Source organism: Thiobacillus sp., assembly GCF_013693775.1.
GTDB lineage: Bacteria > Pseudomonadota > Gammaproteobacteria > Burkholderiales > Thiobacillaceae > Thiobacillus.
Genome location: NZ_CP059257.1, coordinates 345,807 through 361,943 on the forward strand (window position 1 = coordinate 345,807; position 16,137 = coordinate 361,943).

The 16,137-nt window shown below is 63.4% G+C and carries 15 protein-coding genes, 1 tRNA gene and 1 pseudogene; 3 read left to right on the forward strand and 14 right to left on the reverse strand.

Annotated elements, in window-relative coordinates; all coding sequences use genetic code 11:
* Nucleotides 1–13: 13 nt before the first annotated feature.
* Together HZY77_RS01710 and HZY77_RS01715 are read left to right on the forward strand one after the other, a co-directional pair.
* Complete coding sequence (locus HZY77_RS01710) at nt 14–1,906, forward strand: FG-GAP-like repeat-containing protein (RefSeq protein ID WP_296820776.1); 1,893 nt, start codon at nt 14–16, stop codon at nt 1,904–1,906.
* Between the two features lie 12 nt (nt 1,907–1,918).
* Nucleotides 1,919–5,350: an RHS repeat domain-containing protein gene (locus HZY77_RS01715; RefSeq protein WP_296818125.1), complete on the forward strand. Its 3,432-nt coding sequence runs from the start codon at nt 1,919–1,921 to the stop codon at nt 5,348–5,350.
* Between the two features lie 780 nt (nt 5,351–6,130).
* Here HZY77_RS01715 and HZY77_RS01720 read toward each other — a convergent pair.
* From HZY77_RS01720 to gspG, 14 genes and pseudogenes are all read right to left on the reverse strand, one after another.
* The gene (locus HZY77_RS01720; protein WP_296818127.1) at nt 6,131–6,799 is read right to left on the reverse strand and encodes a nucleotidyl transferase AbiEii/AbiGii toxin family protein; all 669 of its coding nucleotides are present in this window, start codon (nt 6,797–6,799) and stop codon (nt 6,131–6,133) included.
* Nucleotides 6,800–6,841: 42 nt separating this feature from the next.
* On the reverse strand, nt 6,842–7,429 hold the full coding sequence (locus HZY77_RS01725) for a type II secretion system protein (protein WP_296818129.1): 588 nt from the start codon (nt 7,427–7,429) through the stop codon (nt 6,842–6,844).
* Complete coding sequence (locus HZY77_RS01730; protein WP_296818131.1) at nt 7,416–7,796, reverse strand: prepilin-type N-terminal cleavage/methylation domain-containing protein; 381 nt, start codon at nt 7,794–7,796, stop codon at nt 7,416–7,418. Before HZY77_RS01730 ends, HZY77_RS01725 begins: the two co-directional genes overlap by 14 nt.
* A gap of 4 nt (nt 7,797–7,800) precedes the next feature.
* Entirely contained in the window at nt 7,801–8,277 is a 477-nt protein-coding gene (locus HZY77_RS01735; RefSeq protein WP_296818133.1) for a type II secretion system protein, read from the reverse strand.
* 2 nt (nt 8,278–8,279) lie between these two features.
* Nucleotides 8,280–10,241, reverse strand: coding sequence for a secretin N-terminal domain-containing protein (locus tag HZY77_RS01740; RefSeq protein WP_296818135.1), 1,962 nt, complete (start codon nt 10,239–10,241; stop codon nt 8,280–8,282).
* A 1-nt stretch (nt 10,242) separates the two neighbouring features.
* Nucleotides 10,243–10,761 (reverse strand): hypothetical protein, encoded by a 519-nt coding sequence (locus HZY77_RS01745; RefSeq protein WP_296818137.1) that lies wholly within the window; start codon nt 10,759–10,761, stop codon nt 10,243–10,245.
* A complete protein-coding gene (locus tag HZY77_RS01750; RefSeq protein ID WP_296818139.1) occupies nt 10,758–11,063 on the reverse strand; it encodes a GspMb/PilO family protein in 306 nt (101 codons plus the stop codon). The genes HZY77_RS01745 and HZY77_RS01750 overlap by 4 nt, the downstream gene beginning before the upstream one ends.
* A complete protein-coding gene (locus tag HZY77_RS01755; protein ID WP_296818141.1) occupies nt 11,033–11,290 on the reverse strand; it encodes a hypothetical protein in 258 nt (85 codons plus the stop codon). The genes HZY77_RS01750 and HZY77_RS01755 overlap by 31 nt, the downstream gene beginning before the upstream one ends.
* The gene (locus HZY77_RS01760) at nt 11,287–11,802 is read right to left on the reverse strand and encodes a hypothetical protein (protein ID WP_296818143.1); all 516 of its coding nucleotides are present in this window, start codon (nt 11,800–11,802) and stop codon (nt 11,287–11,289) included. Before HZY77_RS01760 ends, HZY77_RS01755 begins: the two co-directional genes overlap by 4 nt.
* Nucleotides 11,803–11,804: 2 nt before the next feature.
* Nucleotides 11,805–12,146 (reverse strand): hypothetical protein, encoded by a 342-nt coding sequence (locus HZY77_RS01765; RefSeq protein WP_296818145.1) that lies wholly within the window; start codon nt 12,144–12,146, stop codon nt 11,805–11,807.
* Nucleotides 12,143–12,571 (reverse strand): hypothetical protein, encoded by a 429-nt coding sequence (locus tag HZY77_RS01770; protein ID WP_296818147.1) that lies wholly within the window; start codon nt 12,569–12,571, stop codon nt 12,143–12,145. Before HZY77_RS01770 ends, HZY77_RS01765 begins: the two co-directional genes overlap by 4 nt.
* Nucleotides 12,552–14,228, reverse strand: coding sequence for a GspE/PulE family protein (locus HZY77_RS01775; protein WP_296818149.1), 1,677 nt, complete (start codon nt 14,226–14,228; stop codon nt 12,552–12,554). The genes HZY77_RS01770 and HZY77_RS01775 overlap by 20 nt, the downstream gene beginning before the upstream one ends.
* On the reverse strand, nt 14,225–15,409 hold the full coding sequence (locus HZY77_RS01780) for a type II secretion system F family protein (protein ID WP_296818151.1): 1,185 nt from the start codon (nt 15,407–15,409) through the stop codon (nt 14,225–14,227). Before HZY77_RS01780 ends, HZY77_RS01775 begins: the two co-directional genes overlap by 4 nt.
* Before the next feature lie 9 nt (nt 15,410–15,418).
* Nucleotides 15,419–15,849 (reverse strand): annotated as a pseudogene (gene gspG, locus HZY77_RS01785) (type II secretion system major pseudopilin GspG).
* A 174-nt stretch (nt 15,850–16,023) separates the two neighbouring features.
* Between gspG and HZY77_RS01790 the strand changes: the two are divergent.
* A tRNA-Val gene (locus tag HZY77_RS01790) sits at nt 16,024–16,100 on the forward strand.
* Nucleotides 16,101–16,137 lie beyond the last annotated feature (37 nt).

The window sequence follows — 16,137 nt, forward strand, 5'->3', positions numbered from 1 at the left end:
CGGCACCGCGGGCATCGAGCCCAAGCTCAGCCTTGTCTACAACAGCCAGGGCGGCAATGGCCTGCTCGGCATGGGCTGGAGCCTCGCCGGCCTCTCCGTCATCCATCGCTGTCCCAAGACCATGGTCCAGGATGGTGTCATCGGCGGCGTCAACTACAACGCGAACGACCGCTACTGCCTCGACGGCCAGCGTCTTGTTGCCGTCAGCGGCACCTATGGCGCCGACACCACCGAATACCGCACCGAGTCCGAAAGCTACAGCCGCATCGTCAGCTACGGCAGCCAGGGTAGCGGCCCTGCCTGGTGGAAAGTCTGGACCAAGAGCGGCCAGATCCTCGAATACGGCAACACCGCCGATTCCCGGATCGAAGCCCAGGGCAAGACCGAAGTCATGCTATGGAGCCTGAACAAGCTCTCCGACACCGTCGGTAACACCCTCACCGTCAGTTACATCGAAGACAACCCCAACGGGCAGTACTACCCGGATCGGATCGACTACACCGGCAACGGCAATGCGGGCAAGACGCCGGGCAACTCGGTGCGGTTTGTCTACGAGGCACGACCGGACATCACACCGCTGTATCAGGCGGGATCGGTCAACAAGACCACGGTCAGGCTTACGAATGTGCAGACGTTTGCGGGCAGCACGACAGTCAAGGACTATCGGCTGGCATATGAGCAGAGTTCATCGACTCAACGTTCGCGTCTATACAGCCTTGCAGAGTGTATAGAGGATGGAACGTGTTTGCCGGCAACAAATTTTCAGTGGAGCGATTCTAACGGCCACTTTGAAGGTGCAACGATAACGAACAACTATGGCACGTTGTCAACGTTGCAAGGCTTCCTTGCTGATGTCAACGGCGATGGCTGTGCAGACGTGGTTCGTCTTGATACCGGCAGTCAGCAAATATGGACTTACAAGTCCAACTGTAACGGGACATTCCAGGGTGCAACGATAACGAACAACTATGGCACGTTGTCAACGTTGCAAGGTTTCCTTGCTGATGTCAACGGCGATGGCTGTGCAGACGTGGTTCGTCTTGATACCGGCAGTCAGCAAATATGGACTTACAAGTCCAACTGTAACGGGACATTCCAGGGTGCAACGATAACGAACAACTATGGCACGTTGTCAACGTTGCAAGGCTTCCTTGCTGATGTCAACGGCGATGGCTGTGCAGACGTGGTTCGTCTTGATACAGGAACTCAAACAATCTATTCATATCGTGAAACTGGAGAGGCAACAAAATTGTCTCAAATTACTACCGGCCTCGGCGCCACCACTGCGATCACTTACAAGCCCCTGACCGACAGTTCCGTCTACACCAAGGACGCGGGTTCTGTTTACCCCTACGTCGACGTCCAATCCCCGCTGTACGTCGTCTCCAGCGTAGCGGTGAGCGACGGCCTCGGCGGCACCTATTCCACGTACTACACCTACGCCGGCGCCAAATCCCACCTTCTCGGCGGCGGCTTCCTCGGCTTCCGTCAGGTCACCGTCCACGATCCCCAGGCGCACATCCGTTCCACCACCACCTACCGCCAGGACTACCCCTACCAGGGCCAGCCCCTGAGCACCCAGAAGCGCACCAATGGCGGCGTCCTCCTGAGCCAGAGCCTCATCACCTACACCGACCAGCTCCTCAACACCGGCATCAGCCCCACCTGGCACCAATCCCTGCCTACTCATACGGTCGAATCCAGCTACGAACTCACCGGCGGGCTGATCTCCACCGTCGTCACCGACACCCAGTACGACGCCTGGGGCAACCCCACTGCCATCGCTGTCGACTCAGGCGGGGGCTACAACAAGACCACAACAAATACCTACGACAACATCATCGACGCCAATCGCTGGTTCTTGGGACGCCTGCGTCGCAGCACCGTCACCAGCATCACGCCATAAGGGGAAGGGACCATGCGTAGCGTATTGTTGAGCCTGATTCTGGCGCTGACCCTGCCTGCCTGGGGTGCGCAACTGACCCGTACCTCTTCGTTTGAGTACGACCCCGATACCGGCCTCCTGGTCAAGGAAACCATCGAGCCCGACCAGCCGCAGATGCGGCTCGATACCGCCTATACCTACGACGCCTTCGGCAACCGCACCAGCGTCACCGTCAGCTCCCCGGCCACCGGCACCGCCGCCATCGCGACCCGTGCCACGACGACTACCTGGGACGCCAACGGCCAGTTCCCCCTCACTGCCGCCAATGCGCTTGGCCACACCGAAACCAAGGCCTTCGATCCCCGCTTTGGCGCCGTCACCAGTCTCACCGGCCCCAACAACCTCACCACCACCTGGCAGTACGACGGCTTCGGCCGCAAGACCCAGGAGAATCGGGCCGACGGCACGCAGACCGTCTGGACCTACGACGGGTGCGACGCCGCCTGCCCCGCCAATGGCGTCTATCGCATCGTCACCCAGGTGTTCGGGGCCGGAACCCAGATCGCTCCGGTTTCCGTCGACTACTTCGACAGCCTCAACCGCAAATTGCGCACCGCCACCCAGGGCTTCGACGGCAGCTGGATCTACAAGGACACCGTCTACGACAATTCAGGCCGCGTACAGAAAGTCTCGCGTCCCTATTTCGCCGGTCAGGCCGTGTATTGGGTCACCAGCGAATACGACGATCTCGGCCGCGTCGTCAAGGTCTATGAGCCCGACGTGCCGGACACCCCCGCGCTCAGCGTCGATTACAACGGCCTGACGATTGCCCGCACCAACCGCAAAGGCCAGATCACCACCGAGATCAAAAACAGCCAGGGCCAGAAGGTCAGCGTCACCGACGCCATGGGTAANCGTCACCACCTATGCCTACGACCCTTCGGCAACCTCGCCCGCACCACCGATCCGGCGGGGAACAGCATCGTCAATCTCTACGATTTACGGGGCCGCAAGATCCAGACGACCGACCCCGATCTGGGCACCTGGACCTACGAGTACAACGTCCTCGGCGAACTGGTGAAGCAAACCGACGCCAAGAATCAGGTCGCAACCATGAGTTACGACGTACTCGGCCGCATGACCCGGCGCGTCGAGAACGGGCTGACCAGCGACTGGATCTACGACACGGCCGCCATGGGGAAAGGCAAGCTCCAGCAGGCCAAGACCAGTGCGGGCTATATCCGTACCCATTACTACGACAACTATGGCCGTCCCCAGATCACGCTTTCCAATATGGGGGCGGGCAATCCNCTGCTCTTTAGCAGCGTCACCTACGATGCCTTCGGCCGGGCGTCCCAGCAGAGCTACCCCAACGGCCTCACCCTCAAGACCGTCTACAACGCCTACGGCTACGTCGCCGAAGTCCGCAACGCCGCCACCAATGCGCTCTACTGGCAGCTCAACACCATGGATGCCGAGGGCCACGCCATCCGCGAAACCACCGGCAACGGCGTGGTCACCGACCATGGCTATGCGGCCGACACCGGCCGCATCCAGAACATCGTCGCGAATACCGCGAGTGGCCAGCAGATCCAGGGGCAGGCCTATGTCTACGACACGATCGGCAACGTCGCGATCTACGCCGACGGCCCGGGCAACCAGCTCGAAATCCGCGGCGGTTACGATGCGATCAACCGCCTGACGCAGATCGATTCCACGATCGACGGCGTCGCCTCCAGCCAGACGCTGGTCTACGACGCTCTGGGCAACCTCGTCAGCAAGACCGGCGTCGGCAATTACGCCTACGGCGATGCCCTGCACAAACATGCCGTCACCGCAGTCACCGGCGGGCCGGCGAATCTCGGCTACGCCTACGACGCCAACGGCAACCTTACCAGCGGTGCCGGGCGTTCCGTCGCCTGGACCGCGTGGAACATGCCAGCCAGCCTGACCCAATCCGGACAGACCCAGAGCTGGCTCTATACGCCCGAGCACGACCGCTACAAGATGGTCGCATCCGGCCGCACGACCTGGTACCTGAACCCCAGCGTGCATCAGGGCGGGCACTACGAGCGGACCCTGTACACGAGCGGCACTATCGAGCATCGGGTCACCCTGTACGGCGGCGGCCGTGCCATCGGCGAGGTGCTCACCTTCGAGGTCAGCAGCGGCACTGCGCCTGCGGCGCAGACGCGCTATTTCCACAGCGACACCCAGGGTTCGATCACCGCGGTCACCGACAGCGCAGGCGTCGTGCTGACCCGCTTCCGCTACGACGCCTGGGGCAAGCAGACCCTGACCTACGGCAACAACACGGGGATCAACGCCACTCGCCAGGGGCATACGGCGCATGAAATGCTGGACGGCGGGCTGACGCATATGAACGGGCGATTGTACGANCCGGTGCTCTCCCGCTTCGTCAGCGCGGATCCGACGGTCGACAATCCGTTCGATCTGCAGAGCCTGAACCGATACAGCTATGTGAACAACAATCCGATGGGGTTCACCGATCCAACGGGGTATTTCAAGATCTTTGGGATGAAGTGGTCGAGCTTTAGGGACAAGGTGGTCAAGCCAGTCGTGGCAGTGGTTGTGGCCTGGAATCTTGGCCCCATGCTTTCAAACATGGCGTGGAATGTGGCAGCGACACACGCCATCAGCGTTGGTACACTGAATACGATGCTTTATGGTGGGGCGGCATTGACAGGAGCCACCGCTGGCTACATTGCCTCGGGCGGAGATATGCGTGCCGCTGGGTATGGCGCGTTGGGTGGAGCGCTTTTTTTCGGTGCNGGGGAAATTGGTGATGCCTATGGGCAAGCGGCCCGGGTTGCTGCGCATGCGGGTGCAGGGTGCATCAGCGCATCGGCTTCCGGTGGGAACTGTGGATCGGGCGCGTTGGGTGCCGGGTTCTCGGAATGGGCGGGAAGCAATCTGCCGAGGCAATACGATGGATTTGTTATGCGCGTGGTGCTAGGGGGAACGGCGGCAGAGCTGGGCGGCGGGAGGTTCGCCAATGGAGCTACTACAGCTGCATTTGGGTATCTGTTTAACTGTGTGCAGCATGGTTGTCAGGAAAAGGTACAGAAACTGGCGGGTGGTTTGTCGAATGCCCATGCGGTTGAAACATTCGGATTTTTCTATCCCCGTGATGCGTCTGCGCTAACAGTTGGGCAAATTGACTCCACAGGAATAAATTTGGCAGCTGATCTAGTGGTGACGGCAGCGGAGGTTCAACGCGTTGGCAATATCGTGTCGCCGTTTGTTGGCCCGGCTACTTCGCCCAAATCATTCGTTAACACGGTGATCGATTCGCTCAAAGGCTATTTCTCGCCCTCATTGCAATTCTCGTCCGACCCGAAAGTGTATGCGGGGCAGTTGCGGGAGACGTTTGGGTATGCGGCGCGAAATCAATCTGCGCTCGTCCACAAAACCGATTACGAAACATATAAGCAGGGGCAATGACTATGGGAATAAGACGATTATTTCTCAAGCGGTTGCCCCTTTTTTATTGTGGGCTGCGGTATTTATATTGTTGTTGGCTATGGGAAGCTTTATTTTTGGACTGGTCGACAACATTAGTTGAATACGCCATTCACCCAGACGACAATGAAAAAAATGGCGACTGCTGCCGTTTGTTGATAAGGTTTCGTTGGCAATATTGAAGGGCAGGAGTCCTGAAATTATTCAGCAGGATTTCTCGCATATTGGCCTTACGCTTGGGGCAGTGGTTGGGGGCTTTCGATACCACTCACGAGAACTGACTCCCGAGCAGCGTCAGAAATCCAAAGAGTTAGCTGTATTGATGCATAACAAGGGGTTGGCGCTGGCATCGAGTTTGTCGATGCCGGGGTTGCACTGCACTTCAAGGGGCGATAGTTGGCAAGGATGTCTACGTAGCTAGAACTCTACTGGAGATAGGAGGCGCGGCCGCCACGGTTGCTAATCCCAACGCCAAACTGAAATCTTGCCGACTGGATGCCTACACCCTTGCCAAGGAAAAGGCGTTTCCTCTCCCACCGTTAAACGGCAAGTGAAACCAGCGTCCACGATTGAATAAATGGGGTCAGACTAAACTGACCCGGGTATTTCGGACATTTTTGAGTGGAGTCACAATTCACTTGGAGATGTCAGATGGGCAAGGAAAGAGGGAAGGTCAATAGGGAGCGCGTGCGGCAGTTATCGGGGACGCTTGCCCAACTCTGGCCGATGAGGATGTGCAGTTCCACTCAACGGTTTGCCAGTCTACGCAGGCTGATTGTGTTTTCCCGCTTTGCTGGCGGCGACGCTTTCGACAGGCTGAGCCAATCGAAGGAAGGTTGCCAACTGCTCCACCCAGCGCAGTTTGTCCTCGGGCGAAAGCGCGCGAAAGGCGCGCAGGCGTTCATCGCTGACATGGTAGGTGCGGTTGCTGCGATCAANAGGCATGTTCANGATTTCTTTCAGACGCTTGAGATGTTCGATGTCCGCAAGATCGATTGGGCGGCCTACGGCCTGTTTCAGCGCGATCATGTCGTCGATGGAAGCGACCACGACGGGTACGTCGCCCGCCAGGAAGGTAACCGCGCGGTTGCGCATTTGGGCGTAGTCAACCGGCGGGTAGAGCAATACGTCCAGCGTGACGCCAGACAGGCCGGGCGCACGGAGTGCGAAGGCTTCCAGATTGCGTTCGCGATGCCACTGAGCCAACTGGTCGAGATCGGAGAGGCTCTCGAGCGCCACTGGCAGTACCGGCGTCATGCCCAGCTCACGCGCCATCTCCACCAGCGCCGACAAGTTGTCTGGAGTCATGGCCACGGTCACGTCAATATCCATCGTCGCCCGCTCGATCCCGTGCAGCGAAATCGCCAGGCCGCCGATCAACACATAATCGACATGGCGGTTGAGCGCGGCAAAGAGGTCGAGGTAGAACATGCGGGGATTCTACTTGGTTGGCGGCGTGGGAGCGACTTCCGATCAGCGTCCTGCATTACCTGCCCTCGAGGCGGGGGCCCAAGGGTGCTCTTGCGGCGTTTGTGCTGAGCCTGGCGTCTGATTTGGGTTCGGCGACTGGGGCGAAGCCGGACCCGCAGCGACGGCCGAGGCCGGAGAAAATACGAACCGCCACTCGGCATAGCTCTTCGCATCCTTGAACGCCTCGTCTTTCGCTGCAAACCCCGCATTCTTGAAAGGATGGCCCGGCGCCGGGCTGTACACGCCGGCGATGCCCTGCGTGCCGGGCTCGCGGATCAGCACGAACGGGCGGCCGGTCAACGGGTCGCGCCAGGCGCGGCGCAGATGCCGCACGACGTTGGGGCGGCGGTTGTCTTCCAGCAGGTCGTCGAGGCTTTGCGGCAGGCGCGGCTGCGCGGGATCGAGTTCGTAGTAGCTGCGGATGGCCTGGCGGTACTGGTCGCCGATGAACAGCAGGTCGGCCTCGCGCTCGCGTTGCGACTCGGTGTGCCAGAGGGTGCCCGCGGCGGCCAGACCCATGCCGATCAGCGCGACCAGCATCAGCACGAACAGGTAGGTGAAGCCGGATTGTGCGGGCTTACCAGTCGGCATAGGCGCTGCCGTCGTGCGCCATTCCCGGCGCGCCGCTCTTGATGTCGACCATCGCCCCGGCGTCGCCGCCCGAGGGCGCCACGACCTGCCAGGTGTCGGGGCGCTCGGTGATCGGGTCGACGGGGAGCGAGCGCAGGTAGCGTGCGCTGACCAGGGCATCGAGACTGTCCGGGTAACGGCCGGTGTCGCCATGATATTTGTCGATGGCGTCGCGCATGACGGCGAGATCCTGCTTGAGGATGGTTTCGCGGGACATGTCCAGGTGCTTGAAATAGCGCGGCAGCGCCAGCGCCAGCAAGAGCGCGATGATGGCCATCACGACCATGAGCTCGACCAGGGTGAATCCGCGCCGCATCCGTTTCAGCATGATTTCACCATTCCCGATATGGCACGCCGTTCAGGCCGGTGGNCGNGGCGAGCGAATACACGTCGAACACGTCGCGCCCCGGCGCGGGTGTGTCGGGTGGGCTGGCGTAGCTGCGCAGGCCCCAGGTGGTGGCCGGCGGAGCGGCTGCGTCGGGGAAGAACGGGTCCCGCGGCAAGCGACGGATGAAATAGATCTTCGTGGCATCCGGCTTGGTCTTGTCGGCCACGCCCTGCCACAGCACGTCGAGATCGGGCGGATAGCCGCTGCCGTCGGCCGGCGAATCGACGCGGCCTTCCTTGACGCTCTGCTTGTAGGCATCGAGCGCCGTGCGGATCTGCCGCAACGCGTCGCGCAGTTCGGTTTCCTTGTGGCGCTGCTGCACCAGCTGGGCGAACGGCACGGCCATGCTCGCGAGCAGCGCGAGGATGGCCAGGGTGACCATCAGCTCGATCAGGCTGAATCCCTTGCTGCGCCGCGCCATGTCTAGTTGTCCGGCGCCGGGGGCGGCGGAATCTGCGGGACGGGGATTGCGGACGGGGCATCCGGCGGCGGCGCCGGTTCGGCGGCCGGCTCAACCTGAGGGATGTCGGCAGGCTGGGGCGTCGGGACAGGCGGCAGCCGGTCCACACCGGGCCGGAACGNAAGGTTCGCGCCGCCACCGCCGATGTCACTTTCGGTGCCGCCTCGGAATTCGGTCAGTGCCGGCTGGCGGGTGGAATCGCTGCGCAGGATGCGGGNGGTGATCAGCAGCACGATCTCGGTCTTGTTACGCTCGCTGTGATGGTTGGAAAACAACCGTCCCAGCAATGGCAGGTCGCCCAGCCCGGGGATCTTGCTGGCGCTGCTGCGATCCTCGTCCGAGATCAGTCCGGCCAGCACCTGGGTTTCGCCGTCCTTCAGGCGCAGCGTGGTGCCGGCGTTGCGGGTGCCGATCTGGTAGGTGAGGGTGCCGTTGTTGCTGCGGATTTCGCGCACGATGTTGGACACTTCGAGCCCCACCTTGATCTGCACGTCCTGGCGCATCAGCACCGTCGGTTCGACGTCGAGCTTCAGGCCCACGTCGAGGTAGGACACCGATTCCGACACCACGCCGGTCGACGTGGTATTGGAGGTGATGACCGGCACCTTGTCGCCGATGTGGATCTTGGCTTTTTCGCGGTTCTTCACGCGGATGCGCGGGTTGGCCAGGATGTTGACGTCGCTGTCCACCTTGTTCAGGTTGGCCTGCGGAGTGTTCATCGTGATGTCGGCGCCGGTAAGGTGGCGCAGCTTGTCGACAGTCAGTGGCAGCGGCGACAACGTGGTGTTGGTGGTGACCACCGGCGCACCCACGGTCGACGAGGTGGCCGTATCGGTCGTGATGGTGTTCAGCAGGGAAAACTGGTTGGGATACTGGATGCCCAGGTCAAGCAGCCGTCCGCGCTTGATCTCCAGCACCTCGGCGTCGAGCATCACTTCCGGCTCGGCCAGGTCCTGCACCGCAACCAACTTCTCGGCCAGCCGAATGGCGTCGGGCGTGTCGCGCATCACCAGCAGATTCAGCCGGTCGTCGACATACATGTCCCGCGTCTTGACCAGCGTGCGCAGCATGGCCATGGTGGCCTTGGCGTCGGCGTTGCCCAGGTAGAAGCTCTTCACCATCAGGTCCTGGTAGGCCTTCTGTTTTTGCGGTTGGTCGGGATAGATCAACAGCGTATTGGCATTGACCACTTTCTTGGCCAACTGGCCGGTCATCAGGAGCATGTCCACCGCGTCGGCGATCGGCGTGTTACGGGCAAACAGCGTGGCCTTGGCGTCCGTCCGCACGTCCTTGTCGAAAATGAAATTGAGGCCTGACTGCCGCGAGATCATGTCGAACACGCTGCGCAGCGGCGCATCGCGGAACTCCAGCGTGATCGGCTTGCGATAGGCCGCCCCAAGTTCCGGCAGCTTGAGTTCGTCCGGCGTGCGTGCGGCCTGGATCTGTTGTAGCAGCGCCTGCGCGCCGGCGTGGCCGGAGACTCTGCCAGGATCAGGCGCGCGGCCTGTTCCGCTTCGTCGAGGCGGCCTGCCGCAAACGCCTCNGCTTGCCGCCTGCAGGCGCGTCTGGTTCTGGCGCGCCGCGGCGAGATTGTCCAGCAGGGTGTGCGCACGCGGGTTCTCGGGGTGGATTGCCACCACTTTGTTCAGCGCGGCTTCGGCCGCATCGAAGCGTCCGGCGTCGAGATCCGCCTGGGCCTGGGTGAGCAACTGGCTGGCGATACGCTCACGCTGGGTGTGGTAATAGGCCTTGAGTTCGAGATTGTCGGGCTCTTCGGCCATGCCTGTGCGCAGCCGGGCAATGCCGGCTTCGGGCTGGCCAGCGTCGATCAGCTTGCGGCCTTCGGTCAGCCNCGTGCTGGCGCAGCCGGCGAGGCCGAGCACCAGGCATACTGCGGACAGGCAAACATAATGGGTGCGTTGCAACTCAATCTCCTGTGCGCAGGCTGCGCGTCTGGTTCAGCGGTAGGTAAGTGAAATTCAGCATGCCGCCGGTCACGGGTTCGAGCCGCCACACGCCGTCGAGTACCTGGCCCGCGTGCACGCTGACCGGCGCGGTGCCGCGCGCCAGGTAGTACGTGGTCTGGCCGCCTTCCTGCCAGCGGCCCATGTAGCTGAAAGGCAGGGCCGGTGCTTGGGGTGGAGGCGGCGGGACATAAGGTGGCGGAGGTGGTGGCGGAGGCGGGACATACCAGGTCTGTTCGGGAAACAGATTGGTGCGTGACAGGGCCAGCCGTGGATCGGCCTCCTGCGGCTTTGCCCGGATGACGGCAGGCGCCGACACCTGGACTGCACGGGCAGGGCGGGGTGCGTGCGCCGCCGGCTTGGCCACGCCGAGATCGCCTGCGTCGTCATTCGATCGTTCGTTAATCGCCAGCCAGATGGACCATGCGGCTACTCCCGCCAGGGCGGCAAACAGGACAGAACGCCGCGTCTTGTCGGTCATGGCGCCGCCTCCACGAACAGGCTCATGCGCAGTTCCGCCTGCAACTCGGCGGATTCGATCCGTTCGCGCTTCAGCTTCACCTCGTCCAGCGTCAGGTTGGGCAGGCGTTCCAGCGCCGTCGCGAGAAAGGCATGCAGGTCGGGGTAGGCCGTCTTCACCGGCAGGACGAGCTGCCAGCGCTGCAGCGAGGTACCCGCCAGCGACGACACGCTGTATTGGCCGCGCGGCAGTTCCAGCCCATGCAGGCGGGCCAGGCGTTCCAGTTCGCCGATCAGTTGCGCCGCTTCGCCTGTCGGCGGCAACAGGGACAACGGATTGGCAGGCGGGAGGGCAGCGGCGCGGCAGCCCGGCGGGCGGCGGCCTGTTGCAACGCGGCCAGGCGGACCTGCTGCGTGCGGGCCGTCTGCTGCAGCGACGCGACCTGGATCGTCTGCAGCAGCAAGGCAATCGCCAGCAGACCCAGGCCGGCCAGACCGGCGGGTCCCAGGCGGCGTCCCCATTGCCGCAGGTGCCATAGCCAGCCGTTCATGCGCCCATCTCCACCAGGATATTGAAGCGCAGCGGTTTCTGCGCATCGTCGGCCTGCAGTTCGTGCTGGAGCAACTCGACGCGTCGGATTCCCGGCTGTTGTTGCAGTGCGTCGATGAAGGCGATCGCATCGGCCAGATGCCGCGCTTCGGCCACGAGTTTCAGACGCGAAGTGGATTGCACCGCGTCGAGCGAGACCAGCGCGATCTTGCTGCTGCGTGCGGCTGCCAGGGCCTCGAATGCCGGCTGCCAGGAATAGGCAAGCTGTGCCGAGACTTGCGACCGGGTGCGCTGGGCCGCGTCGTCCGTGCGCTTGACGGGGTGCACGGATGGTCGCGCCTGACTTTNTTCGAGGGCGGCGATCCGCATCGCCAGACCGGCCTCGGTTGCGTGCGCCGTCTGCAGATTCATCCAGACCCAGGCCATGGCAGCCACGCCAGCCAGCGCGAGCGCGACGCCCAGGGTGCCGGGGCGTACGGGGCGCGAATGAAAGTCGAAATCGAGCCGCGCCATCGTTATATGCCTGCCAATGCTAGCGCGCCGCGGGTGTCGGGATCGTGCGGCAGCATCTGCCAGTGTCCGGCGTCGGCAGCCGGTTGCGGGATCGGGCCGGTGCCCACGGTCTGGACCCAGACTGCGGACGGCAAGGTTTGGGTGGCCGATATGGCTTCCCGTTCGATCAGGTCGGGCAGGGCGTCGACCCAGTCATCGCCGACCGGCTGACCGCCGAGATGATGCCAGACGCCGTTCGCACTGCCGAACAGCGTCAGCCAGCCGGGTTCGGCCAGCGCCCACCAGCCTGCAAATTTCCCCGGCAGATGTTGTGCCGCGATGCTGGCGAGCGGACGGATCGTCACCTCGCGAAACCCGCGGCGCGCAGCAAGGCGTCCAGTTGCTGGATGAACGACGCGTCCATGGCGGCACCGACCAGACCATACTGCGGCGGTTGGCTGAGCACCTGCACGTTCCATTGCAGGGCATCGTCGCCGTAGATGCCGCGCAGGCTGGCGCTCACCAGTGCGCGTTCCTCGGCACGCGAGAGCGCCTTGCCGGGCGGCGGCGTCAGCACGTGGCGCACGAAGTGCTGCGACAACACGACCTCGACCCGCCGGCCATGCCAGTCCGGATCGGCGAGCGCCTCGTCCAGCAGCGGTAGCAGGCTGGCTGCGCTGCGTTCGTTCGAGGCAAGCGCGCGGCTGGCGGGCGTGCCGCGTGGGCGCAGCAAGGCCGCTTCGCCCGGGGTGAGCGCAATGCGCAGGGAATCAGCCGACCAGCGTGACACGGTTGATCTCCTCCAGCGTGGTGTCGCCCGATTTCACCAGCGCGAGCGCGGCGTCGCGCAGGCTCTTCGTGCCGCCGCGCACGGCAGCTTCCTTGATCTGGCCGATCGGCGCGCGCGTGACGATGAGCTCGCGCAACTCGTCGGTCAGCAGCAGGATCTCGGCGACCGCACGGCGTCCCTTGTAGCCGCTGCCGCGGCAATGGCCGCAGCCGCTGCCTTGGCGGAATTCGTAGTCGCGGGTCTTGTCCCGCGTCAGGCCAGACAGTTCCAGCAGGTCGTCGGCGGGCGTGACGGGCGCCGCGCAATGCGGGCAGTTCACCCGCAGCAGGCGCTGCGCGACTATTCCATTCAGCGCTGAGACAAAACTGTAGGGATCGACACCCATGTGGATGAAGCGGCCGATGACGTCGAACACGTTGTTGGCGTGCACGGTGGTGAACACCAGGTGTCCAGTCAGCGCCGACTGCACCGCGATCTGCGCGGTGTCGGCATCGCGGATCTCGCCGACCATGATCTTGTCGGGGTCGTGGCGCAGGATCGAGCGCAGGCCGCGCGCGAAGGTCAGTCCCTTCTTCTCGTTGACCGGAATCTGCAATACGCCCGGCAACTGATATTCGACCGGGTCCTCGATGGTGATGATCTTGTCGCGGCCGTGGTTGATCTCGGAAATCGCCGCATACAGCGTGGTGGTTTTTCCAGAACCGGTTGGTCCGGTCACCAGCAGCATGCCGTAGGGTTCGGCCGCGAGCTTGCGGATACGTGCCAGCGTCGCCCCGGCGTAGCCGAGGCCTTCCAGCGTCAGGCCTGCCAGCTCCTCGGACAGCGCCTGCCGGTCGAGGATGCGCAGCACGGCATCCTCGCCGAACACGCTCGGCATGATCGACACCCGCACGTCGACCTCGCGGCCCTGCATCGACACCTTGAAGCGTCCGTCCTGCGGCACCCGACGTTCGGCGATGTCGAGTTCGGCCATGACCTTGATGCGGGAGATCGCTTGCTCGGCGACTTCGGTGCCCGGCGCGTGGGCGATGTGCGAGAGCACGCCGTCGATGCGGTATTTCACCGCCAGCCCGCGCGCGTCGGTTTCGAGGTGGATGTCGGAGGCGCCGGCTTTCAGCGCGTCGTACAGCGTCGAGCGCACCAGCCGCACGACCGGGCTGGCGTCCTCGGCGATGCTGGCGAACGACAAGGCCTCGGCGCCGGAATCCTGCGCCACCTGCGGCCCGCTGCCGCCCACGCCTTCCATCGCGCGCAGGCCTTCCTCGTGGCGGGCCAGCAGCGCCGCCAGGTCGGCGGGATGCGCGAGGCCGGTCTTGAACGGTGTGCCCAGGACGTGCCCGGCATACGCGCGGCTCGCGCTGTCCCAGGGATCGGTCAGCAGCAGCCAGAGTTGGTCCTCGGCATCGTGTGCGACCAGGCAATGCCGCCGGGCGGCTTCATTGAAGCCCAGCTTGCCGAAGTCGACCGCCAGCGCATTCAGCGCAGCCATGTCGAAAGCGGGCAGACGGCAGTGGGCCGCCAGCAGGTGCAGCGTGGTATCGACATCGAGCCCGAACTGTTCCTGCAGGCGCAGCATCACGGCCTGGCCGGCGGCGTTCGCCGCCTGACGCAGGTTGGCCAGCGTGTCGGGCGTGAGGGCGGGGTGGGGCGCGTTCACTGGATCGACCCCGCCAGATCGAAAATCGGCATGTAGAGCAGCACCACGATCAGACCGATCGTCAGACCGATGAACACCATCAGCAAGGGTTCGAACAGACGGGTGAACCAGTCCACCCAGCGCGCCATCTCCTCGTCGTGGAAGATCGCGATGCGCTCCATCATCTCGCCCATGCGGCCGCTTTTCTCGCCGACGCGCAGGAGCCGGGCGGCGACCGGCGTGGTCAGTTCGCCCTGCGCGAACGCGGCAGAGATGGATTCGCCGCGCCGCATCGCATCCATTGCCGCCGCCGCGCCGCTGCGCAGATGCGCGGAGAGCAGGCCCGACACCATGCCGAGCGCCGACACGACCGGGATGCCGCCGGTCAGCAGCATGCCGAGGCTGCGGTAGAAGCGCGCCAGCTCGAAGGTGCGCAGATGTTCGCCGATCGCCGGAATGCGCCAGGCCAGACGGGTGAGGGTGGCGCGCGTGGCGGGCTGCGCCAGTGCCAGCACGAAACCGGCAATCCCGGTCGCCGCCCCCAGCAATATCCAGACGCCGTGCGCCTCGACCGCTTCGCCCCAGGCCAGCAGCATCTTCGACATCCACGGCAGGTCGCGTCCGGCGTCAGCATAGACCGAGGCGAAACGCGGCACCACATAGCCGAGCAGAAACCCGATCACCAGCGTGCCGACACCGATCAGCAGCAGGGGATAGATCGAGGCCGACAGGACTTTCTTCTTCACCGCGTCGATCTGGTTCTGGTAGCCGACATAGCGGGCCAGCGCCGGCGAGAGGTCGCCAGTGCTTTCCGCCGCACGCACCGTGGCGGCATACAACGGCGGAAACGCCTCGCCCTGCATGGCCAGCGCCGCCGAAAACGGACGGCCCTCGCGCATGGTGGCGAGCAGGCGTTCGATCAGTTGGCGCGACTCGGCCCGGCTCTCTTTCTCACCCAGGGTTTCCAGGGCTTCGGTCAAGGTCAACCCCGCCTCCAGCAGCGCGATCAGTTCCTGCGTGAACAGCAGCAGCGGGAAGCGTGCGCTGCGCCCCGCCAGCCATCGGCCGCGCTCGGCCACGATGGACAATACCTGCGCACCCTCGCGCTGCAGCCGTGCGGCGGCCTCGGCCTCGTCGAGCGCCTCCACCGTCGTGGCCGTCACTCCCATGCCGGGATGCAAGGCTTTTATGCGATAACGCATGAGGCGGCTTTACCAGTTTCCGATGTCGGCGTCTTCGCCGCTGCCGCCCGACGTGCCGTCGCGGCCGAAGGAGAAGATGTCCACCTCACTGTGTTCGCCGGGCATCTTGTATTGATACGGCTTGCCCCAGGGATCGTTGGGCACCGCCTTTTTCAGATAGGGGCCCTCCCAGTGCGGCTCGTCCGCCGGCAGCATTCAGCGCAGCCAGTCCCTGCTCGGTGTTGGGATAATGGCCGGTATCGATCCGATACTGGTCGAGCGCTTTCCAGGGCGACGATCTGCGCCTTGGCGGTTTTCACTTCCGACTTGCCGATCTGGGCGAAATACTTCGGCGCCACATAGCCGGCCAGCAAACCCAGGATCACCAGCACTACCAGGAGCTCAAGGAGGGTGAAGCCGCGCGATGAAGAAATCGGGACATAGGGTTGGGCGGTACGCATTGCGAACTTCCAGTCGGGTTTGTTACGAATGTGTGCCCATCATAAGAAGCAAGTGTGAACGCAGTGTTAAAGGCAACTACGTGAACAGATGTACCGTTCCCGCCAGGGCCAACATAAAAAAGCCGCCCCGACTCGACAGCGGCTTGGCCTTTCGGTTATGATGCGCCCCGCATTAGGCGCGTAGCTCAGCTGGTTAGAGCACCACCTTGACATGGTGGGGGTCGTTGGTTCGAGTCCAATCGCGCCTACCAATATCTAAGGGGTCGGGATGACCCGGTTTCAAGAGGG

Coding starts and splice junctions, on each gene's coding strand:
- HZY77_RS01725 (WP_296818129.1), bottom strand. CDS start 7,429: ATGCCGACTGGTAAGCCCGCACAATCCGGCTTCACCTACCTGTTCGTG.
- HZY77_RS01730 (WP_296818131.1), bottom strand. CDS start 7,796: ATGCTGAAACGGATGCGGCGCGGATTCACCCTGGTCGAGCTCATGGTC.
- HZY77_RS01745 (WP_296818137.1), bottom strand. CDS start 10,761: ATGACCGACAAGACGCGGCGTTCTGTCCTGTTTGCCGCCCTGGCGGGA.
- HZY77_RS01755 (WP_296818141.1), bottom strand. CDS start 11,290: ATGAACGGCTGGCTATGGCACCTGCGGCAATGGGGACGCCGCCTGGGA.
- HZY77_RS01780 (WP_296818151.1), bottom strand. CDS start 15,409: ATGCGTTATCGCATAAAAGCCTTGCATCCCGGCATGGGAGTGACGGCC.